At 58.7% G+C, this 24,218-nt stretch carries 22 protein-coding genes, 1 tRNA gene and 1 pseudogene; 11 read left to right on the top strand and 13 right to left on the bottom strand.

Features of this window, described 5'->3' with window-relative positions; all coding sequences use genetic code 11:
* Positions 1-131: 131 nt before the first annotated feature.
* The 4 genes and pseudogenes from EIY72_RS02720 to EIY72_RS02735 form a co-directional block, all read right to left on the bottom strand.
* On the bottom strand, positions 132-2,576 hold the full coding sequence (locus EIY72_RS02720) for a TonB-dependent receptor (protein ID WP_093227636.1): 2,445 nt from the start codon (positions 2,574-2,576) through the stop codon (positions 132-134).
* A gap of 121 nt (positions 2,577-2,697) precedes the next feature.
* The gene (locus tag EIY72_RS02725) at positions 2,698-3,621 is read right to left on the bottom strand and encodes a FecR family protein (protein ID WP_093230758.1); all 924 of its coding nucleotides are present in this window, start codon (positions 3,619-3,621) and stop codon (positions 2,698-2,700) included.
* Between the two features lie 43 nt (positions 3,622-3,664).
* A pseudogene (locus tag EIY72_RS02730) lies at positions 3,665-4,159 on the bottom strand (RNA polymerase sigma factor); the annotation flags it as partial.
* A gap of 182 nt (positions 4,160-4,341) precedes the next feature.
* Positions 4,342-4,791 (bottom strand): hypothetical protein, encoded by a 450-nt coding sequence (locus EIY72_RS02735; RefSeq protein WP_093227641.1) that lies wholly within the window; start codon positions 4,789-4,791, stop codon positions 4,342-4,344.
* A gap of 275 nt (positions 4,792-5,066) precedes the next feature.
* On the opposite strand from EIY72_RS02735, the gene EIY72_RS02740 reads away from it, so the two are divergent.
* Genes EIY72_RS02740 through EIY72_RS02750 form a run of 3 tightly spaced genes read left to right on the top strand, consistent with a single transcriptional unit; the run spans position 5,067 to position 6,940 of the window.
* Positions 5,067-6,032 (top strand): alpha/beta hydrolase family protein, encoded by a 966-nt coding sequence (locus EIY72_RS02740; protein ID WP_093227643.1) that lies wholly within the window; start codon positions 5,067-5,069, stop codon positions 6,030-6,032.
* Positions 6,033-6,067: 35 nt separating this feature from the next.
* Positions 6,068-6,481 (top strand): hypothetical protein, encoded by a 414-nt coding sequence (locus EIY72_RS02745; protein WP_093227645.1) that lies wholly within the window; start codon positions 6,068-6,070, stop codon positions 6,479-6,481.
* Between the two features lie 6 nt (positions 6,482-6,487).
* Positions 6,488-6,940 (top strand): hypothetical protein, encoded by a 453-nt coding sequence (locus EIY72_RS02750; protein ID WP_093227647.1) that lies wholly within the window; start codon positions 6,488-6,490, stop codon positions 6,938-6,940.
* Between the two features lie 70 nt (positions 6,941-7,010).
* Here the strand turns inward: EIY72_RS02750 and gabP are convergent, their stop codons facing one another.
* Positions 7,011-8,402: a GABA permease gene (gabP, locus tag EIY72_RS02755; RefSeq protein ID WP_093227649.1), complete on the bottom strand. Its 1,392-nt coding sequence runs from the start codon at positions 8,400-8,402 to the stop codon at positions 7,011-7,013.
* A 554-nt stretch (positions 8,403-8,956) separates the two neighbouring features.
* Between gabP and EIY72_RS02760 the strand changes: the two genes are divergently transcribed.
* From EIY72_RS02760 to EIY72_RS02790, 7 genes are all read left to right on the top strand, one after another.
* Positions 8,957-9,730 carry an ABC transporter ATP-binding protein gene (locus EIY72_RS02760; RefSeq protein WP_093227651.1) on the top strand — a complete coding sequence of 258 codons (774 nt, stop codon included), beginning with the start codon at positions 8,957-8,959 and terminating at the stop codon, positions 9,728-9,730.
* A 13-nt stretch (positions 9,731-9,743) separates the two neighbouring features.
* Entirely contained in the window at positions 9,744-10,493 is a 750-nt protein-coding gene (locus EIY72_RS02765; RefSeq protein ID WP_093227652.1) for an ABC transporter substrate-binding protein, read from the top strand.
* A gap of 77 nt (positions 10,494-10,570) precedes the next feature.
* A complete protein-coding gene (locus EIY72_RS02770) occupies positions 10,571-11,266 on the top strand; it encodes an ABC transporter permease (RefSeq protein WP_093227654.1) in 696 nt (231 codons plus the stop codon).
* Positions 11,263-11,952: an ABC transporter permease gene (locus EIY72_RS02775; RefSeq protein ID WP_093227656.1), complete on the top strand. Its 690-nt coding sequence runs from the start codon at positions 11,263-11,265 to the stop codon at positions 11,950-11,952. Before EIY72_RS02770 ends, EIY72_RS02775 begins: the two co-directional genes overlap by 4 nt.
* Positions 11,933-13,162 (top strand): methyltransferase, encoded by a 1,230-nt coding sequence (locus EIY72_RS02780; protein WP_093227658.1) that lies wholly within the window; start codon positions 11,933-11,935, stop codon positions 13,160-13,162. Before EIY72_RS02775 ends, EIY72_RS02780 begins: the two co-directional genes overlap by 20 nt.
* 297 nt (positions 13,163-13,459) lie before the next feature.
* Positions 13,460-14,701 (top strand): cytidine/deoxycytidylate deaminase family protein, encoded by a 1,242-nt coding sequence (locus tag EIY72_RS02785; protein ID WP_093227660.1) that lies wholly within the window; start codon positions 13,460-13,462, stop codon positions 14,699-14,701.
* Positions 14,702-14,831: 130 nt separating this feature from the next.
* Positions 14,832-14,907 (top strand) — tRNA-Thr (locus EIY72_RS02790).
* Between the two features lie 77 nt (positions 14,908-14,984).
* On the opposite strand, the gene EIY72_RS02795 is transcribed toward EIY72_RS02790, so the two are convergent.
* From EIY72_RS02795 to EIY72_RS02815, 5 genes are all read right to left on the bottom strand, one after another.
* Positions 14,985-15,752 carry an amino acid ABC transporter ATP-binding protein gene (locus EIY72_RS02795; RefSeq protein WP_093227662.1) on the bottom strand — a complete coding sequence of 256 codons (768 nt, stop codon included), beginning with the start codon at positions 15,750-15,752 and terminating at the stop codon, positions 14,985-14,987.
* Positions 15,749-16,408, bottom strand: coding sequence for an amino acid ABC transporter permease (locus EIY72_RS02800; RefSeq protein ID WP_093227664.1), 660 nt, complete (start codon positions 16,406-16,408; stop codon positions 15,749-15,751). The genes EIY72_RS02795 and EIY72_RS02800 overlap by 4 nt, the downstream gene beginning before the upstream one ends.
* A 10-nt stretch (positions 16,409-16,418) precedes the next feature.
* Entirely contained in the window at positions 16,419-17,066 is a 648-nt protein-coding gene (locus EIY72_RS02805) for an amino acid ABC transporter permease (RefSeq protein ID WP_093227666.1), read from the bottom strand.
* Positions 17,067-17,128: 62 nt separating this feature from the next.
* The gene (locus EIY72_RS02810; RefSeq protein WP_093227668.1) at positions 17,129-17,917 is read right to left on the bottom strand and encodes an ABC transporter substrate-binding protein; all 789 of its coding nucleotides are present in this window, start codon (positions 17,915-17,917) and stop codon (positions 17,129-17,131) included.
* Positions 17,918-18,072: 155 nt separating this feature from the next.
* Complete coding sequence (locus EIY72_RS02815; RefSeq protein ID WP_093227670.1) at positions 18,073-21,120, bottom strand: aminotransferase class III-fold pyridoxal phosphate-dependent enzyme; 3,048 nt, start codon at positions 21,118-21,120, stop codon at positions 18,073-18,075.
* A gap of 139 nt (positions 21,121-21,259) precedes the next feature.
* On the opposite strand from EIY72_RS02815, the gene EIY72_RS02820 reads away from it, so the two are divergent.
* Positions 21,260-21,700 carry an Lrp/AsnC family transcriptional regulator gene (locus tag EIY72_RS02820; protein ID WP_093227672.1) on the top strand — a complete coding sequence of 147 codons (441 nt, stop codon included), beginning with the start codon at positions 21,260-21,262 and terminating at the stop codon, positions 21,698-21,700.
* A gap of 101 nt (positions 21,701-21,801) precedes the next feature.
* Here the strand turns inward: EIY72_RS02820 and EIY72_RS02825 are convergent, their stop codons facing one another.
* The 3 genes from EIY72_RS02825 to EIY72_RS02835 form a co-directional block, all read right to left on the bottom strand.
* The gene (locus EIY72_RS02825) at positions 21,802-22,980 is read right to left on the bottom strand and encodes an acyltransferase family protein (RefSeq protein ID WP_093227674.1); all 1,179 of its coding nucleotides are present in this window, start codon (positions 22,978-22,980) and stop codon (positions 21,802-21,804) included.
* Positions 22,981-23,233: 253 nt separating this feature from the next.
* Positions 23,234-23,944, bottom strand: coding sequence for an SDR family NAD(P)-dependent oxidoreductase (locus EIY72_RS02830; protein ID WP_093227676.1), 711 nt, complete (start codon positions 23,942-23,944; stop codon positions 23,234-23,236).
* A gap of 54 nt (positions 23,945-23,998) precedes the next feature.
* The gene (locus tag EIY72_RS02835) at positions 23,999-24,214 is read right to left on the bottom strand and encodes a tautomerase family protein (protein WP_093227678.1); all 216 of its coding nucleotides are present in this window, start codon (positions 24,212-24,214) and stop codon (positions 23,999-24,001) included.
* Between the last annotated feature and the right edge of the window lie 4 nt (positions 24,215-24,218).

Raw genomic sequence — 24,218 nt, forward strand, 5'->3', positions numbered from 1 at the left:
ACCCTGAATCGCAAGATTCAGGGTTTTTTTATGCCTGTGATTTGATATTCACCGAAAACAACCTCAATCACTGGTCACAAAAAAACCCGCGAGCCCCTTCAAGGGCGTCGCGGGTTTGGCGTTTCAGACAATCAATAAGCCATCGACCAGCTCAAGGTATAGGTCCGTCCACGCCCCTGGTAGTCATACAGATACGCCGGGCCATAGGTCGGTGAGTAGAACAGCGTCGCACGCTGGCCCCAGACGGTGCTGTATTCCTTGTCCAGCAGGTTCTGGATGCCGCCGCTGAAGGTACCGAAATCGGTTTCGCGGCTGCCCAGCAGGTCGAAGGTGGTGTAGCCGGTGATCTTGTGGTCGGCGTCGTCTTCGAGATCGAACGCGTGGTTGCCCTGCAAACGGGCAGTGGTGCGGTCGCCCTTCCAGCCGACGAAGGCGGTGGACTTCGACAACGAAGCGTAGCGCGCGTCACGCTTGATCCAGTCGCCGTCGGCGCCCTCCTCTTCCGAGCGCACCAGGTGCAAGGTGCTACCCACCTCCCAATCACTGAGGAAGCGTCGGGTCAATGCGCCTTCAAAACCGTAGTCGCGGCTCTTCTGGTCGATCACGTCGATGGTCAGGGTGGCGCTGTCGGTGGTGATGACTTTGTCCGACCAGATGTAATACAGCGCCGCCTGAGCGTCCCAGTCGAGGTTGGAGAAGCGCCAGCCGGTTTCCACCTGACGGCTCTTGATGCCCGCCAGCGGGTTGTCTGCGACGCTCAGGCCCGGTTTGCCGTAAAACTTGGCCGGGTCCGGCAGATCGAAGCCTTCGCCGTAGTTGATCCACAGCTGATGGCCATTCTTGAAGTCGTAGATGGTGCCCAGGTTGTACAGGTTGACCGAGTAATCGTTGCTGCCGCCGGCGACGCCTTTGAAGTTACCGACATCGACATCCATCTGCTGACGGCGCGCGCCACCAGAGACGGTCAGGTTGTCGGTGGCGTACCAGTCGAGCTGGCCGTAGCCCGACAGGCCGTCGACGCGATAACTGGGATAACGCGGCGCCTTGCTGGCGGTGTCCAGGTCCAGGCCACCGCTGTTCGAAGAGGTCAGTTGATCGAAGGTGCTCTGCTCGGCATTGAAGCGTTCGCGATCAAGGTCCACACCGTAGGTGAACTTGAAGGCCTGCCACTCCTTGGCGAACAGCGCCTTGAGGCTGGTGACCTCGAAATTCTGCTGGGACGCGGCGAAGTACACACCTTTGGCGCCGACAGGCTTGGCGGTGTTGTAGTAAGGGAACGGGTAGAAATTGTCGTCTTCCTTACGGTAGGACGCTTGCAGATAGAAATCCTGCCCCAGCACATCGCTGTGGTGATAGTTGGCGTTGAGCAGCAGGCGGCGGGTCTGCGGATCGAGGTCGGTCGAGTAACCGTCACGCAGTTCGGCATCTTCCAGGTTCGACGGTTTCTGGTAGTTCAGGTTGGGGAAGTAGATGCCCTTGTCACCGGTGTTGCCGGAGTCGTAGTACTGCGCCAGCAGGTCCAGGCTCTGCTCGTCGTTGAACTGCATGGCCAGGCTGCCCATCACGTCGATGGTGCGGTTGTACTGCAGGTCGGTCTGGGTGTTGTCGATGAAGATCTGGTTGCCGTTGCCGTCGTAGAACGCCTTGTTCTGCTCGCCCGCAATCCCCAGGCGACCACTGATGCGCTCATTGCCACCGCTGACCGACTGGGCGATGCGCGTGGCCAGGTCATCGCTGTTATTGAAGCCAGTGCTGGCACCGAGCTGGGTTTCAAACTGGGCCGGCCCCGGCGAACCCTTCTTGGTGACGATGTTGATGATGCCGCCGGTCGCACCGCCACCGTAGATGGCGCTGGCCCCGGAGAGCACTTCGACACGCTCGACGTTGAACGGCGAAATGCTGTCGAACTGTCGCGACAAACCTCGGGAGCTGTTCTGGCTCACACCGTCGATCATCACCAGCACGTTGCGCCCGCGCATGTTCTGGCCGTAGTTGGTGCGCCCTTCCGGCGCCAGGTCCAGGCCCGGCACCAGCTTGCCAATGGCCTCCTTGAGGCTGACACCGGTTTCCAGTTGTTCGCGCAATTGTGTCTGATCAACCACCCAGACAGTGCCTGGAATCTCGCTGATGGCGGTGCTGGTGCGCGACGCCACGCTGACTTCAATCGGTTTGAGGGTCATGGCCTCCGCCGGCGCTTTTGCGCGGCGCAGGATCACCGTGCGCGCGTCGCTGAATTCCCAACTCATGCCGCTGCCGGCCAGCAGTGCCTGCAAGGCCTCGGCGATGGTGAACTGGCCACGCAAGGCATCGGCCTGCAGGCCATCGACGTCGCTGGTGGTGTAGAGCAGGCGCAAACCCGCCTGGTCGGCGAATGCGGTCAGGGATTGATCAAGCGACTGAGTCGGCAGGGAGAACGTCACCTGGCGTTCCTGGGTATTCACCGTTTGCGCCGCAGCGTTTTGTGCCTGCGCCAGCACCGGTCCGCACAGACCGGCGATGATCGCCTGGGCCAACAGAGTCCTGCGCACAAGGTGCTGACCGTGGTTGCTGCGCGCCTGTGCCGACTGCTTGAACATACCTTTCACGTTTACCTTCCCGCCCCAATGAATACGCCAATGAGAATGATTTTCTTCTCAGTCTCACTACGACGATTCGGCAGGAAGGAACTTGCAGCGGGTTGGTGAAAATATTTTCAGGTCAGTGCAAAACCGCCAGCCATGGCAGGTAGGTGACTTTCAGTGGATAGCGTTGCTCAAGGGTGCGCAACGAGCCCTGCGGGTCGTTGAGCTCGAACACGCCACTGACTGGCAAGGCCGCCAGTTCGCGGTCGGAAATCAGAATCCGTCCGTGCTGATAGCGCTCCAGCTCGCCAATCACCTCACCCAATGGGCGACCATTGAAGATCAACTTGCCACGCTGCCAGGCCGTCAGGCTGACGGCATCAACCTTCTGCTGGGCCAGTAACGGCTGACCGGATTGAAGCGCCAGGCGTTGGTCCGCCTGCACCAGCACCGGCTGATGAGCGCCCTTGAGTTGCACCTGGCCGGCACTCACCACCAGTGTCAGGGCATCGCCTTCACGGCGCACACTGAACACGCCGTTGCCCGCCTGTATCAGCTCATTACCACTGCGCACCACGAACGGTCGCGCTTCGACGGCCGGCTCGAACAACGCCTCGCCGGCGCGCAGGATGACGCTGCGCTCATCGGCGGAAAACGCCACCGACACGGCGCTGGCACTGTTGAGAATGATCTTGCTGCCATCGGCCAGCGTCACCGTCTGCAGCTGACCAACGCTGGTGTGATAGTCGGAATTGAGCATCGGCCATTGCTGCCATCCCACCAGACCGGCCACGGCCAACACCACTGATGCCGCCAACGCCGGCCACCAGACCTTTGCACGCCGGCTTGCTGGCTGTGGGGCCTGGAATTGCCTGGCGGTGGGCGTATGCCCCAGCATCGCCCACAGCGACTGGGCATCATCCGTGACCCGTTGATGCTCTTCGCTCAGGGCGCGCCATTGCTGGTACGCCTGCTGGTCCTCGGCGGTCGCCTTGCCCGAATTGAGCAGCACCACCCAATCCAGTGCGATGTCTTCAAGGCTTTGCGCAGAGTCGGTCATGGTTTCATCGTGGAGGGGAAGTGAACGTTCACGCATGGTTGTTTTTCAACCAGTCGCGGCAATGACGCAGGGCCTGGCCGATGTACTTGGCCACCATGCTCTCGGAAACGCCCAGTTCAACGGCGATTTGCGCCTGGGTCAAGCCTTCCAGACGATTGAGCAGCAAGGCCTGACGCGCATTGGGTGAAAGTTGCTGCAAGGCATCGTCGAGAATGCCCAGGCGCTCCTTGGCCAGAAACACCGCTTCCGGCGGCGGCGCCGGATCGACCGCTTCGTCATAGCCCGCGCCTTCTCCGGCATGGCCGCTCAGGCGCTGCTCGCGGCGCAAGGTATCAATGGCCAGGTTGCCCGCTACCCGAAAGATGAAACTGCGATCGTTGAGCACCGCCACCGACTCATCGACGTTCAACAACTTCAGATAGGTTTCCTGGGCCACGTCAGCGGCGCGCTGCCGATCGCTCATGCGCCGGGTGAGGAAACTCAGCAGGTCATCGTAATGTTCCTGAAAACTCAGCAACAGGCTGGGCGTTGGCGGCATCGAGAGGTGAGTCCGGAGCGGAATGAGCGAGCTAATGGAATTCTTTCACAGGCGTTAATGAGAAACAGTATCTTTCATTACACCCTGAACTTTCAACGCCAGGTTCTTTGAGGACAATATGCAAAAAACCCTGAATCTGCGGATTCAGGGCTGGCTTGAGGACCACTTTCTGCATTCGCCGACTAGCTGGCACTGTTCCAGTGGAATACCAGATTGCGCGCGGCGCCGTGACCGACATCCGCCACATCACGCCGCGTTTCGCCGTTGCGTGTGGCGACAACCGTGTATTTGCCCGCTGGCAGTTGCACGTACACCAGCGGCCCGGCGTCATTGAGGGTCAACACGGGTTGCCCCTGGGCTTTCTCGATGGTTACGGTGACATCGGGGATGTACTCGTTCTGGGCGCCCACAGAGAACGTCATGTGCAGGTTATATCCGGTGGTTTGCTGGATGGCCTTTGACTCGTCTTCGCCGATACCACCGGAGAGGTAAGTGATCCCGTTCTGTTCCTGGCGCTGAACCTGTACGCCGGCGTTGTCGACGGGATCGAGACTGGCGGCAGGCAACACCGCAGGAAACATCAGCACACCAAGGGTGGCGATGGGCAGCATGAGTGAATGAAGGTACTTCATGATGGCGACTCCCGGGCTCTACAGAACCCAATCGTTACATTCATTGGATTTGCGCCCGGGTAGCGGTGTTTCAGATTGATTTGGTCTTTGGTTGAGTACGAAATGTACTTGTTGGTACTTGATTCAATTTGGAACCCAGCGCGTTCCAAATTGACCAGGATTGCCTACACGCCTGTTCCCGATCGCCAATCGTTCAAATAAAGCCAACCGATTGTTCATCAACGGGAGGAGGACTATCGTTGGCAGCTACCTGACTCCGCCAAGGTCCGATGCCGATGAACTTGCAGGACACACTTGCGCAGCCTTCCACTCAGATCGAGTTGCCGCTGCCGATAAGCGCCCCGGGCGAGCCTTTCAAGGAATCGGCCGCAGATGGCTTTATCCTGGGCGGCTTCAGCTGGCGCCACGCCTCTCGGGACACGGCTCGTGCGGTCGTCATCATCAATGCCGCCACCTCCGTTCGCTGTCGTCACTACTCGCGTTTTGCCGACTACCTGTTCGCCAATGGCTTCGACGTCATCACCTATGACTATCGCGGCATTGGCGAATCGCGCCCGGCATCACTCAAAGGCCTACAGGCGTCCTGGACCGATTGGGGTGCGCTGGACTTCGAGGCGATGCTCAAGCGTGCGCAGCGTGAGTTTTCCGGGCAACCGATTGATGTCGTCGGCCACAGCTTTGGCGGCTGTGCGGCGGGGCTGGGAGCGTCCGGGCATCTGATTCGGCGCTTGGTGACGGTCGGCGCGCAATTCGCCTACTGGCGCGACTATGCACCCGCCCAGCGTTGGCGAATGTTGGCCAAGTGGCATGTGCTGATGCCATTGGTGACCATGATCTATGGCTACTTCCCGGGCAAACGCCTCGGCTGGCTGGAGGACACGCCGGCAGGCGTGGTTCGCGACTGGAGCCTGTCTACCGCACGCTACGAAAAGCGCGCCAGCGGCCGCGCTATCAACGGGCAACTGCCCTTCACGGCGGTGAACGCACAGACCCTGGCGATCAGCCTCAGCGATGACCCTTACGGCACGATTGCAGCCATCGAACGGCTGCTCGGCTACTTCAGCGGCAGCCAGAACACCCACTGGCGTATCGAGCCGCAGGACATCGGCGAAGAAGAAGTTGGGCATTTCGCCTTTTTTCGCAGCGCATACCAAGCCACACTATGGCCCATAGCACTCTCCTGGCTGCAAAACGGCGAACTGGCCCCCGACACCCCCGGGCGGCGAGTACCGCGCAGTTGAGCCCTGCCCTTTCAACGAATTACGGAATGACACCCATGGCTTCCGCCAACAAGCAGCAAAAACGCGCCTCCCGTGCCAAGGCCAAGGCCAAGCAGAACCGCACCCAGCGGGCTGCCGCGCCGGTCGAACTGGACCCGAACGACGATCGCATCGACTTCGAGTCGGTGGACCTGACCGAACTGTTCAAGAAAATGATCGACGCTGAAAAGATCAGCCAACAGGCCATGTGCACGGCGTTCCTCGAAGACCCGCTGCTGGAGCTGGTGTACGAACAGGAAGGCGAAGAAGGCGCGATGGATTTCATCCTCGCTGCACTGATCGAATATCGCCAATGGGCGACCGAGACCGACGAAGCCGGCGCCCTGGCATGGATCGAATCACCGGCCTTCCAGGCTGACTACGTGGCGGCGTCAGACGCCATTGCCGCGCAAACCCAACAGAAAAACTGAGTTCCCATGGCCTCCCTGAACAAGCAACAAAAGCGCGCCAAGCGTGCAAAAGCCAAAGCCAAGCAAATCCGCATGGTCGGCAGAAAACCCATGAACCTGGACGATGACCTTGGTCACCTGGCCGAGCCGATCCCGGAATACACCCTGGCGATGTTCAGCAAAATGCGCGACGCCGAAGCCATCAGCCGCAGCGAAATGCTCTCGATTCTGCTGACGGAGCTGGCCTTCATCATCGTCGACCACCCAGAACTGCTGGACATGGAAAACGCCGAAGACGAAGGCATGGCCGCCACCCACCTGGCCGCCGACATGCTCATCGACTACCGCATGTGGGCCGACGGCATGGACCGCGAAACCGCCCAGGCGTGGTTGAGCGAACCGCAGTTCATTACCGACTTCAGTGCTGCGCTGGACGCGTATCGCGAGTCGCTGGAAGCGCCGGAAGAAAAAACCGAATAAGCTTCAGGCATAACCAAAAACGGCCGCATGTCATCACTGACAGCGGCCGTTTTACGTTACGCGCTACGGATCAGTTAAGAACGACCGCACCACGATTTTCCAGCTTGCGACGGCGTGCCACCAGCAGGCCGGCAGCCACCACCACAATGCTCAGCAGGCCGGTCGCGATGATTTCGACCTGGTGCGCTTCCTGGAACAGCATGATGGTCAGGGCACCGATGATGAACACGATCACCGCGTAGGTCAGGCCCGGAAACAGCCACATGCTGAATTCAATTTTCTCGCCGCGGGCAATACGCTGCTTGCGCATGCGCAATTGCGAGAAGGCGATCACCAGGTACACCAGCAGCGCGATGGCGCCGGAACTGGCCAGCAGGAATTCGAACACCGCAGCCGGAGCCACGTAGTTGGCGAACACCGCGAGGAACGCAGCGCCAGTGGACAGCATCACCGCCCAGTAAGGGGTGCCGCTCTTGTTGGTGCGCTGGGAAATGGCCGGTGCATCGCCACGCTTGCCCAGGGAGAACAGCATGCGCGAGGAGGTGTACAGCGCCGAGTTCAGGCAACTGGTTACAGCGACCAGTACCACGATATCGACAATCATCTTGGCGTTCGGGATGCCCATGCGCTCAAGCACGGTCTGGTAGGAACCGACGCTGGCCAGAACCGGATCGTTCCAAGGCACCAGGGCCACAACGATGAAGATCGACACGAGGTAGAACAAGCCGATCCGCCAGATCACCGAGTTGGTGGCCTTGGAAATCTGCTTGCCCGGGTCTTTCGATTCGGCTGCAGCGATGGTCACGATCTCGGTGCCCATGAAGGAGAACATGGTGGTCAGGATCGCACCCAACACCGCGCCCATGCCGTTCGGCAGGAAGCCCTGGGTGTCGAACAGGTGGGAAACGCCGCTGACCTGGCTGGTCGGCAGGAAGCCGAAAATGGCCATGACGCCCAGTGCGATGAAACCAATGATCGCCAGGACCTTGATCAGGGCGAACCAGAATTCGAACTCACCGTAGTTCTTCACGCTGAACAGGTTGGTCACCGTCAGCAACAGGGTGATGATCAGCGTGAAAGCCCAGATGGCCACGTTCGGGAACCAGGCGTGCAGGATGGTTGCGGCAGCGTTGGCTTCCAACGGGATTACCAATACCCAGAACCACCAGTACAGCCAGCCGATGGTGAAACCGGCCCAATGACCGATGGCGCGGTCGGCGTAAGTCGAGAAAGAACCGGTATCCGGCGACGCGACGGCCATTTCGCCGAGCATGCGCATGACCAGTACCACCAGCATGCCGGCGGCGGCGTAAGCCAACAGTACGGCCGGGCCTGCGGCAGCGATGGCGTGACCCGAGCCTACGAACAGGCCGGCGCCGATAACACCGGCAATCGACAGCATGGTCACATGACGCGGTTTAAGCCCCTGTTCGAGGCCGTTAGAGCTTTGGGTACTGCTCATTGAAACTACCTTTGTAAGGAAAAGCGAATGCGTGCATCCCGTCTCTGCATCCTTCTCGTAAAAAGAAGCCAACGGGGCGTTCTGGATTCTGCACGCAATAATTGCGCCAAAATGTTTCAAAAGCCTCTAACCCGGCGATCTCATCCAGACCGGGCGGTCATCGTAACCCGTTGAATTTAATGGCACTTCGCCACAGCGTTACCCTGCGACCCACTTTCAACCGTCAATCCGCGCACCGGAAACACACCCGAATCGGCATTGACGCACGATAAAAGTGCGTATCTAAGTCCTTTGGCCGGATAGCGCTTCCAACACCCCGGCAAAGCTGGCAACATCGCGCCTTTTTTTACGCGACAGCCCCGGCAAATACCTGTTCAAACGGCTGTTCGGTTGTTGAAGGCGCGACAGTCTGCTGTGTCGATGCGACAACCTGCCACACGCCAGCCATTTACCGCCGGTAGCGCTGTTGGCTGCCATTGAAACGCTATGCTAGGTTGGCCGCCTCGCCAGGAAGGCGACCAACAGCAGGAGCGCAACATATATGAGGAACGCACATGGCTGAGGCCACGCCCGCGCTTGAAATTCGCAACTTGCACAAACGCTACGGTTCGCTTGAGGTGCTCAAAGGCATTTCGCTGACCGCCCGCGACGGCGATGTGATCTCGATCCTGGGTTCCTCCGGTTCCGGCAAGTCCACGTTCCTGCGCTGCATCAACCTGCTGGAGAACCCGCATCAGGGTCAGATCCTGGTGGCCGGCGAAGAACTCAAGCTCAAGGCCGCGAAGAATGGCGAACTGATTGCCGCCGACGGCAAACAGATCAATCGCCTGCGCAGCGAAATCGGTTTTGTGTTTCAAAACTTTAATCTGTGGCCGCACATGAGCGTGCTCGACAACATCATCGAGGCCCCGCGTCGCGTGCTCGGCCAGAGCAAGGCTGAAGCCATCGAAGTTGCCGAAGCCTTGCTGGCCAAGGTCGGCATCGCCGACAAGCGCCATGCCTACCCGGCACAACTGTCCGGCGGCCAGCAACAACGTGCGGCCATCGCCCGCACCCTGGCCATGCAGCCCAAAGTCATCCTGTTCGACGAGCCCACCTCGGCGCTTGACCCGGAAATGGTCCAGGAAGTACTTAATGTCATCCGTGCCCTGGCCGAAGAAGGCCGCACCATGCTGCTCGTGACCCACGAAATGGGCTTCGCCCGTCAGGTCTCCAGCGAAGTGGTGTTCCTCCACCAGGGCCTGGTAGAAGAGCAAGGATCGCCACAGCAGGTGTTTGAAAACCCGCTTTCGGCGCGCTGCAAACAATTCATGTCCAGCAACCGCTAACGGAGCTACCCGCATGCAGAACTACAAAAAGGTCTTCCTGGCTGCCGCCGTCACCCTGGCGTTCAGCGCCGGTGCCATGGCTGAAACCCTGAAGATGGGCATCGAAGCGGCTTACCCGCCGTTCAACAACAAAGATGCCAGCGGTAACGTTGTCGGCTTCGACAAGGAAATCGGCGACGCCCTGTGCGCCAAGATGAAAGTCGAATGCACCGTCGTGACCTCCGACTGGGACGGCATCATCCCGGCCCTGAACGCCAAGAAGTTCGACTTCCTGATCTCCTCGATGTCGATCACCGACGAGCGCAAGCAAGCGGTGGACTTCACCGACCCGTACTACTCCAACAAGCTGCAATTCATCGCCAAGAAAGACGTCGACTTCAAGACCGACAAGGCCGCGCTGAAAGGCAAGATCATCGGTGCACAGCGCGCCACCCTGGCCGGTACCTTCCTGGAAGATCACTTCGGTGACGACATCACCGTCAAGCTGTATGACACCCAGGAAAACGCCTACCTCGACCTGACTTCCGGCCGCCTGGACGGCATCCTCGCCGACAAGTACGTGAACTACGAGTGGCTGAAAAGCGACGCCGGCAAAGACTACGAGTTCAAGGGCGACCCGGTGGAAGAAAGCGACAAGATCGGTATCGCTGTACGTAAAGGCGACCCGATTCGCACCAAGCTGAACTCCGCCCTGAAAGAAATCGTCGCTGACGGCACCTATAAGAAGATCAACGACAAGTATTTCCCGTTCAGCATCTATTGATTCTGACTGCCTGACCGGCGCCGTCCTCTGACGGTGCCGGTTCTCGGCATTGCCTGCCGCGATTTGAAAAGAAATCCATGATTATCGACCTCTACGGATTCGGCCCGGCGCTCGCCGCGGGCGCGCTGATGACTGTGAAACTGGCACTTTCGGCCCTGTGCCTGGGCCTGGTGCTCGGTCTGCTCGGTGCCCTGGCCAAGACTTCCCCGTACAAGCCGCTGCAATGGCTTGGCGGTACTTACTCGACCCTGGTTCGCGGTATCCCCGAATTGCTCTGGGTGCTGCTGATCTACTTCGGCACGGTTAACGCCATGCGCGCGCTCGGCGAGTTCTTCGGCAATCCCGAACTGGAACTCAGCGCCTTCGCCGCCGGTGTCATTGCCCTGGGCCTCTGCTTCGGCGCCTACGCCACGGAAGTGTTTCGCGGCGCGATCCTCGCCATTCCCAAAGGTCATCGTGAGGCCGGCGTGGCCCTGGGCCTGTCGCAGTGGCGCATCTTTACCAAACTGATCATGCCGCAGATGTGGCGCATCGCCCTGCCGGGCCTGGGCAACCTGTTCATGATCCTGATGAAGGACACCGCGCTGGTGTCGGTGATCGGCCTGGAAGAAATCATGCGTCACGCGCAAATCGGCGTGACCGTGTCCAAGCAGCCGTTCACCTTCTATATGGTCGCTGCGTTCATGTACCTGGGTCTGACGATCCTGGCCATGACCGGCATGCACTTCCTGGAAAAACGTGCCGCTCGCGGCTTTGCGAGGAGCGCCCAATGAACTGGGAAGTCATCATCAAGTGGCTGCCGAAACTGGCGCAGGGCGCAACCCTGACCCTGGAGCTGGTGGCCATCGCCGTGATCGCCGGTCTGCTGCTGGCGATTCCGTTGGGCATCGCTCGCTCTTCGCGCTTGTGGTGGGTACGGGCATTTCCCTACGGCTACATCTTCTTTTTCCGAGGCACACCGTTGCTGGTTCAGCTGTTCCTGGTCTACTACGGCTTGGCCCAGTTCGATGCCATTCGTAACAGCGCGATGTGGCCGTACCTGCGCGATCCGTTCTGGTGCGCAACGGCGACCATGACCTTGCACACCGCGGCCTACATTGCCGAGATCCTGCGCGGCGCCATTCAGGCGATCCCACCGGGCGAGATCGAAGCGGCACGGGCGCTGGGCATGTCCAAACCCAAAGCGCTGTTCTATATCATCCTGCCCCGCGCCGCGCGCATCGGCCTGCCCGCCTATAGCAACGAAGTCATCCTGATGCTCAAGGCCAGTGCCCTGGCCAGTACCGTGACCCTGCTGGAACTGACCGGCATGGCCCGCACCATCATTGCCCGGACGTATTTGCCGGTGGAGATCTTCTTCGCCGCAGGCATGTTCTATCTGGTCATGGCTTACGTCCTGGTGCGCGGCTTCAAGTTGCTGGAGCGCTGGTTGCGCGTCGATGCCTGCCAAGGACGTTGATGCCGGCGTGTTGACGGGCGCGGCCCTGCTCGCCCGTTTCACCGCGCTGGATGCCTTTCTGATCGAGCATCAGGCGCTGTGGAAGCCGCGACCCTTCACACACCTGCAATTGCCTTGGGAAACTTCCTACCCGCAATTGGCGGCCTGGCTACGCCAGCGTTCGCTGGAAGATGCAGAGAACGCCCACAACCAGCCTGCGCTGCTGGATGCGCCCGCCCCCTTCACCTCCCTGGCAGCCGCCTCCATCGCGTTAAGCGCTGTGGATGAATTACCCGCGCACGCGCTGGAAGCGGCCGGACACCGGTTGAACGTCGATGTGCCGGGACGCAAATGGCAACAGATCGAAGCCTTTGCCAGCCGCTTGCAATTCACCAAGGAGCCAAAACACTGGCTGGACTGGTGCTCGGGTAAAGGGCATTTGGGGCGACGGCTGCTGCAGCCTGGACAGCAACTGACGTGCCTGGAGTACGACCCGGCGCTGGTCGCCAGCGGTCAGGCACTCAGCCAGCGGCATCAACTGCATGCCCTGCATGTCGAACAGGATGTCCTCGCGAACGGCACGGCCGATCTGTTGCATGCCGGGCACACGCCAGTGGCGTTGCATGCTTGCGGCGATCTGCACGTGCGCTTGATTCAGCTCGCCAGTGCGACGGGCTGCAAACAGCTCGCCATTGCTCCCTGCTGCTATAACCGGATCAGTCGGAGCGAGTACGCTCCGATTTCCTCGGCCGCTCAGGCTTCAAGCCTGCGATTGTCTCTCGATGATCTGTCGCTGCCGATGAGTGAAACCGTCACCGCCGGCGCTCGCGTGCGACGCCAACGCGATACCTCCATGGCCCGGCGCCTGGGGTTCGACCTGCTGCAACGGCAAATCCGCGGCGTAAATGAATACCTGCCAACGCCTTCCCTGCCCAGCGCCTGGCTGGAAAAATCCTTCGCCGACTACTGCCAGGACCTGGCATCGCTCAAGGACTTATCCACAATCGGCCCGCAGGACTGGCCGGCCCTCGAAGCCGGTGGTTGGCAACGCTTGGCAGAGGTCCGCAACCTTGAGCTGGTTCGGGGACTTTTCCGACGACCTCTGGAGCTGTGGCTGACCCTGGACAGGGCACTTTTCCTTGCCGAGCACGGATATCGAGTTCGCCTCGGCACCTTCTGCGAAACCCCACTCACACCGCGCAATTTCCTGCTGCTCGCTGAACGCGATTAATCCTACACAGCCTGTGGATAACTCTGTTGATGGAATTCCGTGGATCCAAGATCTGCGGCTGTTTCAGAGGTGAAACGCAAGTGTTCACTTTTCGTACACCTGAAGAAAAAACCGCAAAAACAGGCATTTGCGAGCAACTGAGAACGGATCCACAAAATCGGCTTTAACCCGGTGCACTAAACACTCGGTTGTGCATAAGCATTACGCCAAAAGAACATAAACGGCCTTGAAAAGCTCAACTATCGTTGCCAAGCGTCAGAATTCTCTGACGCTCAGGAAGCAAGGAGCTGAGTCACCATGAGCACATTGAACAGTGCACAGGAAGCTGTCGATACTGTCGCCAACCAAGCCATTTATGCTGCCCTGCAACAAACCTTTGCGGTAGGCGGCGCGATCATCAATAACGCCAGCGGCGAAGTGATCGCCGCGCTGCACAACAACGTGCTGATGCCGTTTCCCGGCGGCGGCACCACTTATTTCCTGCCCCATGACCCCACCGCCCACGGCGAGCGCCAACTGGTGGACTGGTACTTCGAGAATGCCCAACCGCTGAACCTGCCACCGCCCAATCAACTGACCGTCGTGACCACCCTTGATCCCTGCGCCATGTGCGCCGGTTCGCTGTTGACCGCAGGATTCAACGTCGCAGTCAGTGCGATCGATGACTACGCCGGCATCAACTACAACAGCCAGTTCACCTTTCCGTCACTGCCACCGCAGGTTCGCCAGCAAGCGCAGAACACCTGGGGTTACTACGCGATTGCAGCGCCAGTCAGCCGCGCCTGGCAAGGCTCGAACAGTCCGGTGTTCGCCGGCCAGACTATCGACTCGGCGGCGTACTTCCTGACCAGCTCGATCTTCTCCGCCAGCGTCAACACCGTGCGTGAGGCCAGCAACAACAGCGGATTGCCGCCGGACCAGCTGCAAAACCCGGCGAACCTGCCGGCCAACAGTAAAGTTCGCCAGGCACTCACGGCACTCAGCCCGTTCGCGCTGACAGTGCAATCGGCCAACCCGCGCGACCCTGGCGCGGAACTCGCCCCGCCACTGCTGAAAACCGCGCAGCAAAGTCCTGTGTTCAATTCGGTAGCGCTCATCGACCCGTTCGGCAACTTGCTGGTCTGCCTGGGTGGCGCCGAGAACCAGTCGCCAATTCGTACAGCGTTCATGGAAACCACCCGCAACTACGCGGTCATGCGCTGGACCCTGATGAACGACCCCGATCCGGCCGTTCGTGCCGAAGCCGGGCAATACCTGACGCATCCCAAGTACGGCACCTTCGTCTTCCTGTACGCCCCGGACCCCACCACCCCGCAGGCGGTGATGACCTTTGGCGCCTACGGCTCGACGATGGAAGGCGCGGTGCCGCAGAGCTACCCGTCGAACCTGCAGTACGTGCTGTTGCCGGGCAATACCACAGCCCAGGCACTGTCGGAACTGGCCCAGAACCTGCCGCCGTTCTACACCCAAAGCGTGCAAGTCGCCCCTGCCCAGGTGCTGAGTCAGGACCTGATCAACGCCGTCAAAAACGGCGTGTAGTGCCCTGGAGCAAACCTCAGGTCCGGCCCTGCACAACTCCCCGCAGGGCCGGCCCGACACCCGCGTAAAAATAGTCAGAATTCAGGGGTTTACAGAACCCGCCCAATCGCTATAATCGTCGCCCTGACATGCCGGTATAGCTCAGATGGTAGAGCAACTGACTTGTAATCAGTAGGTCCCGGGTTCGATTCCTGGTGCCGGCACCATACAAAACAAAGCCCCTGCAGAAATGCTGGGGCTTTGTTGTTTCTAGCATTCGATAAACGCCCAGCAAACCCGCACGTTACCTATCGTGCAAATGCTTCTTCAAAAACGACCGCGTACGCTCATGCATCGGGTTCTGCAGAATCTCCCCCGGCGCCCCTTCTTCAACGACAACCCCGCCGTCCATAAAGATAATCCGGTCCGCCACCTCGCCCGCAAAGCGCATTTCGTGGGTGACGATCAGCATGGTCATGTGCTCTGCGGCGAGTTGTTTCATGACCTGGTTGACCTCTTCGACCAGTTCCGGGTCCAGCGCCGAGGTGGCTTCATCGAACAGCATGACTTTTGGCTGCATGGCCAGTGCCCGGGCGATGGCGACGCGTTGTTTCTGCCCGCCTGACAGGCGAGACGGGTATTCGTCGAATTTTTTCTCCAGCCCGACTTTCGACAAATATTCCATGGCCAACTCACGGGAGGCCTTTTTTGTCAGGCCCTTCAGTTTGATCGGGCCAATGGCGATGTTTTCGTACACGGTCAGGTGCGGGAACAGGTTGAAGTGCTGGAAAACCATGCCCATCTGTTGGCGCACGGCATTGATATGCTGCTCGAACTTTCGACCTTTCAACGGCCGGTTGATGTGTTCGCCTTCCAGCCAGATCTCGCCATCGTCGAGCACTTCCAGGTGATTGATTGAGCGCAGCAGTGTGCTTTTGCCGGAGCCGCTGGGGCCGATGATGGCGACGATCTGACCGCGGGACACGGACAGGTCAATGCCCTTGAGTACTTCAAGTGCGCCGTATGCCTTGCGGGCACCCTTTACCTCAACCATGGATGCTGTGCTGGTCATCGTGACATCTCTACCTTTTTTTCGAGAAGGTGCAGGCCGGCTTCGAGAACGAGATTGGCTGCGTAATAAACAATCGCAACAGTCAGATAAAACTCAAACGGGCTGTAGGTCTCGCTCACGGCGAGCTGCGCGCTGTACACCAGTTCGGCAATGCCGATGATCGACACCAGGGAAGTGTCCTTCAGCAGGACAATAAGATTGTTGCCCAGCGGTGCTATGGTGCGGCGCAGTGCTTGCGGGACGATGATGTAGCGCTGGGTCTGGCCGCGGCTCAAGCCAATGGAGCGAGCCCCTTCGACCTGGCCGGCATCCACGGATACCACGCCGGCACGAATGACGTCGGCGTTGTAAACGGCGAAGTGCAGGCTAAGCCCGATGATGCCGGCCACCGGTGCCGGAATATCGATGCCCACTTGCACAAGACCGTAATAAAGAACGTACAGCTGCAGAAGCAGCGGCGTGCCCATGAGCAGCCACGTCAGAAAGCGCACGGGCAATGCCAATAGTTTCGGCGCATACAAAACAATGAGGGCGAAGGCTACCCCGGCCAGCAAACTCAACAGGCTGGAGCTGATAAACATCACAACCGTCCACCACAGGCCTGTTGCAAGCAGCTCGGAATAAGGGCCAACAATACTCAGATCCAGACTTTGCATGTAAACGCACTCACCTTGCCGCGAAGCGATTGTCGAGACGGTCAACAATGAACCTGACCAGGTAGACCATCACGATATAAAGCAGCGCGGACACCACGAACATTTCGAATGGCTTGTAGGTTGAGCTGATAAAGCGCTGGGCCGTATAGGAGAGCTCAACCACCGAGATCGTCGACACCAATGCCGAACCCTTGACCAGCGCGACGGCATTCACGCCCAGTGGCCTGATCATCAACTTTGCCGCTTGCGGCAACGTGATGAACCAGAAGGTCTGGCCGCGTCCAAAACCAATGGAACGCGCCGCTTCTTCCTGGCCAGGGTCAACGTTGCTGATGGCGCCGCGGATCGACTCTGCCATGTAGGCCGCGATGTTCAGACCCAGGCCGAGGACGCCCGCCGCGAAGGGCTCCAATTCCAGCCCGATCTGTGGCCCGCCGAAGTAGATGATGAATAGCTGAACCAGGCAGGGCGTGCCGCGAAACACGCTGATGTAGATTCTGGCGAGACAGCGCAACACCAGAGACGTGGACAGCCGCGCCGCTACCAGCACGATCGCCACCAGCAAACCAAGCAGCAACGCGAGGACAGAGATCTGCACCGTGATCCAGGCTGCCTCCAGGAAAAACGGGAATGTGCGCTGTATGAGTGTCAGGTCCATGGAAACGCTCGAAAAGTCTGATCGGCCGGCCCGACCCTGGGTCGGGCCCTGCTAAACATGAATCAGCGGATATCGGTGCCAATCCACTTCATCGAGATCTTTTCGTAGGTGCCATCGGCGAGCATGTCTTCCAGCGCCTTCTGCATCGACGCCTTGAGCTCAGGATTGTTTTTGCGCAGCGCAATGCCCATGCCTTCGACGCCACCATCGCTGTCCGGTGGCGTGATGACACGAATCTTCTGCCCGGTTTCCTTGACCGCGACCAGCACCGGAACGCTGTCCATCACGATCGCGTCGATACGCCCGGCGTCCAGGTCCACCAGCATTTCAGGCAGGCCTTTATAGGCCCGGACTTTGAGGTTGCCGCGAGCCCTGGCCCACTTATCGTGGGCATCCCCGAGCGTCACGCCAACGGTCACGTCCTTGAGATCATCGAGGCTTTTGATCGCGGAGTTTTCCTTCACCACGATCGTGCGGCCCGCATGGTAGTAAGGCCCGACGAAATCCACCGCTTTCTGCCGTTCCGGGGTGATGGTCATGGAGGCGACGATGGCGTCATATTTTTTCGCCAGAAGACCAGCAATGATCCCGTCGAAGGGCGTCGTGATGATCGTCACTTTCACCCCCATGCGCTCGGCCAGTGCCTCGCTGATGGACGCGTCGAAACCGACGATCTGGTTCTGCTCGTTGGCAAAACTGAAGGGCGAATACTGGCCGCTCATGGCGATGCGGATTTCCTTCGCATCCTGGATCGACTTCAAGTCGTCAGCCTGAGCAGCCGAAGTGGAAAGCAGCGCCGCGGCCGCGACAGTGGATGCAGCAATCAAACACTTGAGTTTTTTAGTCAGCATTGGATGGCACCTTCGAAGCGTTATTTTTATTGTTTCCGGTCGTTCACCCGGTCTTCAAAAAGAGCTTTGCATAGGCACTTTTGGAAAGCACCCGGCAAGTCGTCAGCCTGACGGGCACATTGCCGGAGTTCGCCGACACTATGTCGGGCAGCGCTTTACTGCAGTGCAGCCTTGAAGCTCTCGTCCAGCACCTCAAGCAAGAAATCCGCATTGGCCTGGCTGAAAATCATCGACGGGCGCATCTTCAGCACGTTGTCATGAGGGCCCTCGGTACCGATCAGAATCCCCCGCTCCCGGGCCCCATCGGCGACCTTTTTTGCCAGCGCCGTGGCGGGGACCTTGGTCTTGCGATCGGTCACCAGTTCTAAGCCGAGAAACAGCCCGAGCCCACGTACATCGCCGATGGCGTCGTAGCGCTGCTGCAATTTGCGGAAGCCTTCGAGCAAGTAGTTGCCCACGGTCAGCGCATTGAGTTTCAGGTTGTCGCGCTCGATCACATCGAGCACGGACAGCCCTACCGCACAGGCCACCGGACTGCCGGCGAAGGTGTTGAAGTACTCCATACCGTTGTTGAAGCTGTCCGCCATTTCACGGGTGGTCACCACCGCCGACATGGGATGGCCATTGCCGATGGGTTTGCCCATGGACACCGCGTCGGGCACCACGCCCTGGGTTTCAAACGCCCACCAGTGACTGCCGACACGACCGAAGCCGACCTGTACTTCGTCCGCCAGGCACACGCCGCCCTCGGCCCGCACCATGGCATAGACTTCTTTCAGGTAGTTTTCCGGGAAGAACAGTTGCCCCGCGACACTGGGAATGGATTCCGCCAGAAAGAACGCCGGCGAGCGGCCCTGCTTGCGCATGAGCTCAATCTGATCGGCCACGCTTTCGGCGAAACGCTTGCCCAGCTCTTCGAACCGCCAACCATCTGCGGCACGGTAGGCATCCGGTACGGCTGCCTCGAACACATGATCTGCACGTCCTTTGCCGGCCTTGCGTTTGTATTTGTAGGGGCTGAGGTCGATCAATTCCTGCGTCGTGCCGTGATAGGCCCAGTCCAGCACAATCGCGTCATTTCGCCCGGTGTGATTGCGCGCCATGCGCAGCATCAGGCTGTTGGCTTCACTGCCCGAGCAGCCGAAGGAAGCCACTGCCAGGCCTTCCGGCAGGGTGGCGGTGAGCCGCTGCGCATACTCGACAATGTTGTCGTGCAGGTAACGCGTGTTGGTATTCAGCCGCGCCGATTGCCGCGAAATCGCTTGCACCACATCGGGATGGGAATGGCCGAGATGGCAGACGTTGTTGAAGCAATCGAGATAGGCGCGACCAAAGTTATCGATCAGCCAGACCCCGTCACCGCGCACGAACTTGATCGGGTCCGAGTAGGAAATCGACAAGTTGGGCAGCAGCAACTCTTTGCGCTTGGCGACGATCTCGGCCTTGGTGCGGCCGTCCTGGCTGTAGGTTTCCGGAGGAATGCCCGCCAGTGTCGAAACGTCGGGGAAAAGGTCGGCCCAAACGTCGACATAAGCCCGTTCACCGACGCCGATGAACTCGCTCGCTTTCAGCCCGGTGTCCGTCGACATCTGAATATGCACATGGGGAATCCATCCGCCATTCTCGGTGTCCGCCCCCATGTAGCCGACCAGCGCGCCCGCCTCGAGACAATCACCAGGCTTCAGCCGCACCAGCACTTCGTGGGACATGTGCCCCCACAAGGTCAGGAACGGCGGGCAACCTTCTGGTGAGTGCTTGAGCATGATCAAGCCACCGTAGCCCAACGGTTCACGCTCGACCTCGACACTCTGCACCACCCCGGCAACCGGCGTATAAAGCGGCGTACCGGCGGGCATGATCAAGTCGACGCCGACGTGAATGATCCGGCGCTGGCCTTCAATGAATCGCGACTCGAACGCCGCGTCCGTGTAGATGGTGCGCTCCTCGCCCCAGGGACCGATGCCGAGCGGCACCTTGTGCGCGGCGGAAAAATCATTCCACCAGCGCGTCGCATCCGCTGGACGCTGTTCGGCTGAAGCAATCGTCATTTCGTGCGAAGCATCGCCAAACGGCACAATGGCCTTGTTCAGGGTCGCGGCGGATGGCCGCACGATATCGGCGAAGGTTTTGCTGTTTTCAGTCACCCAGCGGCGAATCGCACCCGCACCTTCGATCGCATCAAAGCCACAGGCCTTGCGCAGGATCGCCGTCGCCAGTCGCGGGTTCATGCGGTCCATCCGCTCCAGCAGACGCCAGGCCGGCGCCTCGCTGATGGCCAGGTAGGGATTGTCTTGCGTCTGGCCGCAACGCTGGGCCGACAAGGTGACGCTGATCACCAGGCGCATCGCGATGAGATTGAAGAGGACGTCGACCTCCTCCGGCTGCAAAGGATATTTCTCGTGGAAGCCGGCCGTGAGCGCAGCCGCCGCGCCGATGGGGTCTTCCATGTCGAGAATGGAATAGGCGCAGGTGATCGCCACTTCCGCAATCAGCACCGTGTGCACGGCATCGCCGAAATCGATGATGCCCGAGACGTTCTGATGATTGTGCGGGTCGACGAGGATGTTCCAGTCATTGCCGTCGTTGTGAATGACTTGCGCGCGCAGACGCGCAAGCTTTGGTTGAACCGTGTTTTCGAAACGCTCGATAAAGCGCTCGAGGATGGCCCGCTTGCCGGGATCCTTGACGAAGTGCAGACGCGAGCGCGAACGTGCGGCGTGACGCAAATCCCAGTCGAGATCACGTACCGCACCCGGATGAATGAAGCCCTGCAGCGCACGGTCTACTTCACCGAAGGACTGCCCGAGGCTGCGCATCAGTTCGGACGTACGCTCGACCTCGGCCAGCGGTGTGCCGTGCAGCCAGCTCACCATGCGCACCGCATGGGTTTCGCCGGTCGGTGCGACGGCAGATGCGAGGAAATCACCGGCCAGGCTTTTCTTCAGAAAGGGTACGGCAAGCTCGGGATTGTGGCTGGCCAGGTGGCTGAGAATCGCCGTTTGAAACTCGCTTTCAATGCGCGGCTCACTCGCGTTGACGACCTTCAGGATCCACCCCGCATCGGTTCCGGTGTTCAACCGGTAGTTGCGGTCTCGCTCGCCGTCCAGCGGCGTGGCGCTACCTTTGACATCGAAAAGCTGCTCACCGAGTTTTTCGGCATCGACCGTCGAGAATTGCGGTGCAGGGTGGGAAAGGTCAGTCATGGTAAGTGTTTTCCAAGCCATTTTTTTCAGTTAGCTTGGCACGCGAAGCCTGGGACGGCAGTAGGTATGCGGTCGCCTTTCGCCTGCATATTGTCGGAATCGACCGGCACAAAATCGGTGGCAAAATTGGGGAGTTCTGATGCGCGACCTGGACACGAAAGATCGCGAAATACTCGAAATATTATCCAAGGAAGCGCGCATAGCCCTGAAGGCGCTGGCCGCGAGAATCGGCCTTTCAAGAAGTGCGACCAGCGAACGCGTCATCAACCTTGAGCGCAATGGCGTGATCAGGGGTTACCGAGCGGATATCGGCGAAATCGACGCCAACGTGATCCGCGCCATCCTCCTGGTCTGCCTGAAACGTACACCGGCCATCAGCCTGCTGGATCTACTTGCGCAACACTCGCAGGTACGGCGCATCTCCTCGGTCAGTGGCCAGCTGGATCTGGTGATCGAGGTCGAATCACGCACCATCGATGACCTGAATCGAGTCAGGGATGCCGTCGCCAGTCATGAAACCGTTGAAGACATCACCACTGCTGTCGTGCTTCGGCGTGATCTGGATCGGCAGACGTCCTGATTCGCATTGCTCACCGATACCCTCAAGAAAAAGCCCCTGTAGCAATACAAGGGCTTTGTTTTACAGCTGTCAGCCAAATGAAGGCATGAGCGCCATTCGAGTCACGCTATCGCACCATCAGGCTTGTGACGCAAAGCCGCCTGCCTGTCGAAAAACCCGGCAACTCTTTTACCCACCGGGGTCGACGGGCGCTCAATTGTCCAGTGAACAATGTAGGTAAGAGAACTGACGGCCACGAACGAAGCAAAGAGGGAAACACTGGTATTGTGTGTACTTTTGTACACCATGTAAAAAATCGTGTATCCGCACCCTCCATGCAGAAGATAAAGCGGGTAGGAAATTTCAGCCAGTTTATCCATCAGTTTGAAATAGGGCACCCTGTCGCCCAGTAACATCAGTCTGATAAAGACCAGCACGGCAGACACATGATTGGCATAGATAATAGTGAACGTACTACTGGCGTAATTCTGCAGCGTCAAATTGTTCAACACCAGCAATACAAAAACCATGATCGCTGTTTTAAGAACAGACCAGTTTCCAGTGCTGAAGTTGTAAAGCGCCATACCTACGAACATGACACCAAGAAAACTTCCATTAATTGCGATTACATTGAGGTATCGCCTGTAGATTTCGTAGGGTCCCGTGGAATACGTCAGGGCCAAACTGGCCAGAAAGAACAGGGCAGGTAATGACAGAATGACCCATGCTTTTTTCTGACCAGAGAAAAAGCTGATGACAAAGCAGATAATATAAAAATGTACTTCTATTTCCAGCGTCCAGATGGCTGTATCAATGAATGGTTGCCCCAGCATATCCCGTACCAGTAAAGCATTTGCCAGTACCGCAACAACCGAAAAAGGCGCGACCGAACTCCCTTCCACATAGATGCCTGCAAGCATGACCAACGACGTTATGATCGTACAAACAAAGGCCGTTGGCAGAATCCTCGCGATGCGCCGAACGACATAATTCACCTTGCTGCCTTTTTCCAGGGAAACAGGAATGATAAAACCACTAATAAGGAAAAATAGTGCCAGGCCAAAATAAACTTCTCGAAAATCGAATGGCAATATTTTACCGACGGCTGTGGCGTAGGTAATTACCCCAGCTGAAGCCTCATACGCTGGAAGCTTCGTCTGATAAACAAACTCGTTCACTGAGCCGGGATTCAATATAAATGTAAGCCAGTGAACATAGACGATGAGCAGGCATGCAACAGCCCGCAAAAATTGCAAAAACCACATCTTGTCGTTTTGTTGCCGTTGCACATCACCGCTCATAGAAAATCCATTTTCATCGGGTAAGGATAAGATTGCACAATCAAAAACCGTGATGAATGTCGATCAGGTTTATGGATAGCGAATCAAAATGTGTCGAAAAAGACACAGTGCAACATAGCTTGTAATCGACACATTCTCAATCGATACCAATAGTGGGGTCTTTATCAGGATCGCTCACTGGCTCACCTTCACAAGAAGACCCCCGTAGCAATACGAGGGCTTTGGTGATTCCGAACATCTGAAAAAGATGTTTTCAATGACCCGCGCTCTGCCCTCCGTCCACATGCAGGATTTCGCCGGTAACAAACTTGGCACCATCGAGATACACCACGGCCTGGGCAATATCATCGACCTCGCCCATGTGCCCGACCGGGTGCAGGCTGCCCAACGCAGCATGGGTTTCTTCGCTGTGCATTGGCGTCTTGATGATGCCGGGGCTGACCGCGTTCACCCGAATGCCGCGTTTGGCGTATTCGATGGCCAGGGATTTAGTCGCCGCGTTGAGGCCACCCTTGGTCAGCGAGGCCAGCACCGAAGGCACACCGTCGATGGCGTGATCCACCAGGCTGGTGCTGATGTTCACGACATGGCCACTGCCCTGCTTTTCCATCTCGGCAATGGCCAGCTGAGTGATGTAGAAGAAGCCATTGAGGTTCACCGACAACACGTTCGCATAATCTTCGGCGGTGTAGGCAGTGAAGGGTTTGGCGATGAATATCCCCGCATTGTTCACCAGCGTATCGATGCGACCAAAGCGGGCGATGGCCTCACGGATCACGCGCTGGGCGGTCTCGGGCTCGCCAATGTCGCCGGCCACGGTGAGCATGTCCGGGTCGGTGGAGGGCTTGATCGAACGCGACGTAGCGACGATGCGGTAACCGAGTTCACGGAAGGCTTGGACCATACCGTCGCCAAGCCCTTGGGAGGCGCCGGTGATAACGATGACTTTTTTCGAAAAGCTCATGATGAAGACCTCTGCTCGAACAAGTGATTAAAAGTTGATCAATCGACTACCTGGCTATTCCTGGGATTCGGCCAATTGTTTGCGGTACCGGGTGGTGGTCATCCCGGCATAGCCCCAGTTATCGGTGTCGATTTCCTCGATCACGATGTGGGTCAATTCAGGGCGCTTGTTGAGCACGCGCTCCAGGGTTTCTGTGATTTCCGCGATGACCTGAGCCTTCTGCTCAGCGGTAACGCCATCACGGGTAATGCGGACATTTACGAAAGGCATGGGG

The sequence above is a fragment of the Pseudomonas vancouverensis genome, assembly GCF_004348895.1.
In the GTDB taxonomy this organism is placed as follows: domain Bacteria; phylum Pseudomonadota; class Gammaproteobacteria; order Pseudomonadales; family Pseudomonadaceae; genus Aquipseudomonas; species Aquipseudomonas vancouverensis.

Excerpts from the sequence above, each read along its gene's own strand:
- EIY72_RS02720 (WP_093227636.1), bottom strand. The coding sequence starts at position 2,576 with ATGTTCAAGCAGTCGGCACAGGCGCGCAGCAACCACGGTCAGCACCTT.
- EIY72_RS02725 (WP_093230758.1), bottom strand. The coding sequence starts at position 3,621 with ATGACCGACTCTGCGCAAAGCCTTGAAGACATCGCACTGGATTGGGTG.
- EIY72_RS02735 (WP_093227641.1), bottom strand. The coding sequence starts at position 4,791 with ATGAAGTACCTTCATTCACTCATGCTGCCCATCGCCACCCTTGGTGTG.
- EIY72_RS02740 (WP_093227643.1), top strand. The coding sequence starts at position 5,067 with ATGAACTTGCAGGACACACTTGCGCAGCCTTCCACTCAGATCGAGTTG.
- EIY72_RS02745 (WP_093227645.1), top strand. The coding sequence starts at position 6,068 with ATGGCTTCCGCCAACAAGCAGCAAAAACGCGCCTCCCGTGCCAAGGCC.
- EIY72_RS02750 (WP_093227647.1), top strand. The coding sequence starts at position 6,488 with ATGGCCTCCCTGAACAAGCAACAAAAGCGCGCCAAGCGTGCAAAAGCC.
- gabP (WP_093227649.1), bottom strand. The coding sequence starts at position 8,402 with ATGAGCAGTACCCAAAGCTCTAACGGCCTCGAACAGGGGCTTAAACCG.
- EIY72_RS02760 (WP_093227651.1), top strand. The coding sequence starts at position 8,957 with ATGGCTGAGGCCACGCCCGCGCTTGAAATTCGCAACTTGCACAAACGC.
- EIY72_RS02765 (WP_093227652.1), top strand. The coding sequence starts at position 9,744 with ATGCAGAACTACAAAAAGGTCTTCCTGGCTGCCGCCGTCACCCTGGCG.
- EIY72_RS02770 (WP_093227654.1), top strand. The coding sequence starts at position 10,571 with ATGATTATCGACCTCTACGGATTCGGCCCGGCGCTCGCCGCGGGCGCG.
- EIY72_RS02775 (WP_093227656.1), top strand. The coding sequence starts at position 11,263 with ATGAACTGGGAAGTCATCATCAAGTGGCTGCCGAAACTGGCGCAGGGC.
- EIY72_RS02780 (WP_093227658.1), top strand. The coding sequence starts at position 11,933 with ATGCCTGCCAAGGACGTTGATGCCGGCGTGTTGACGGGCGCGGCCCTG.
- EIY72_RS02785 (WP_093227660.1), top strand. The coding sequence starts at position 13,460 with ATGAGCACATTGAACAGTGCACAGGAAGCTGTCGATACTGTCGCCAAC.
- EIY72_RS02795 (WP_093227662.1), bottom strand. The coding sequence starts at position 15,752 with ATGACCAGCACAGCATCCATGGTTGAGGTAAAGGGTGCCCGCAAGGCA.
- EIY72_RS02800 (WP_093227664.1), bottom strand. The coding sequence starts at position 16,408 with ATGCAAAGTCTGGATCTGAGTATTGTTGGCCCTTATTCCGAGCTGCTT.
- EIY72_RS02805 (WP_093227666.1), bottom strand. The coding sequence starts at position 17,066 with ATGGACCTGACACTCATACAGCGCACATTCCCGTTTTTCCTGGAGGCA.
- EIY72_RS02810 (WP_093227668.1), bottom strand. The coding sequence starts at position 17,917 with ATGCTGACTAAAAAACTCAAGTGTTTGATTGCTGCATCCACTGTCGCG.
- EIY72_RS02815 (WP_093227670.1), bottom strand. The coding sequence starts at position 21,120 with ATGACTGACCTTTCCCACCCTGCACCGCAATTCTCGACGGTCGATGCC.
- EIY72_RS02820 (WP_093227672.1), top strand. The coding sequence starts at position 21,260 with ATGCGCGACCTGGACACGAAAGATCGCGAAATACTCGAAATATTATCC.
- EIY72_RS02825 (WP_093227674.1), bottom strand. The coding sequence starts at position 22,980 with ATGAGCGGTGATGTGCAACGGCAACAAAACGACAAGATGTGGTTTTTG.
- EIY72_RS02830 (WP_093227676.1), bottom strand. The coding sequence starts at position 23,944 with ATGAGCTTTTCGAAAAAAGTCATCGTTATCACCGGCGCCTCCCAAGGG.
- EIY72_RS02835 (WP_093227678.1), bottom strand. The coding sequence starts at position 24,214 with ATGCCTTTCGTAAATGTCCGCATTACCCGTGATGGCGTTACCGCTGAG.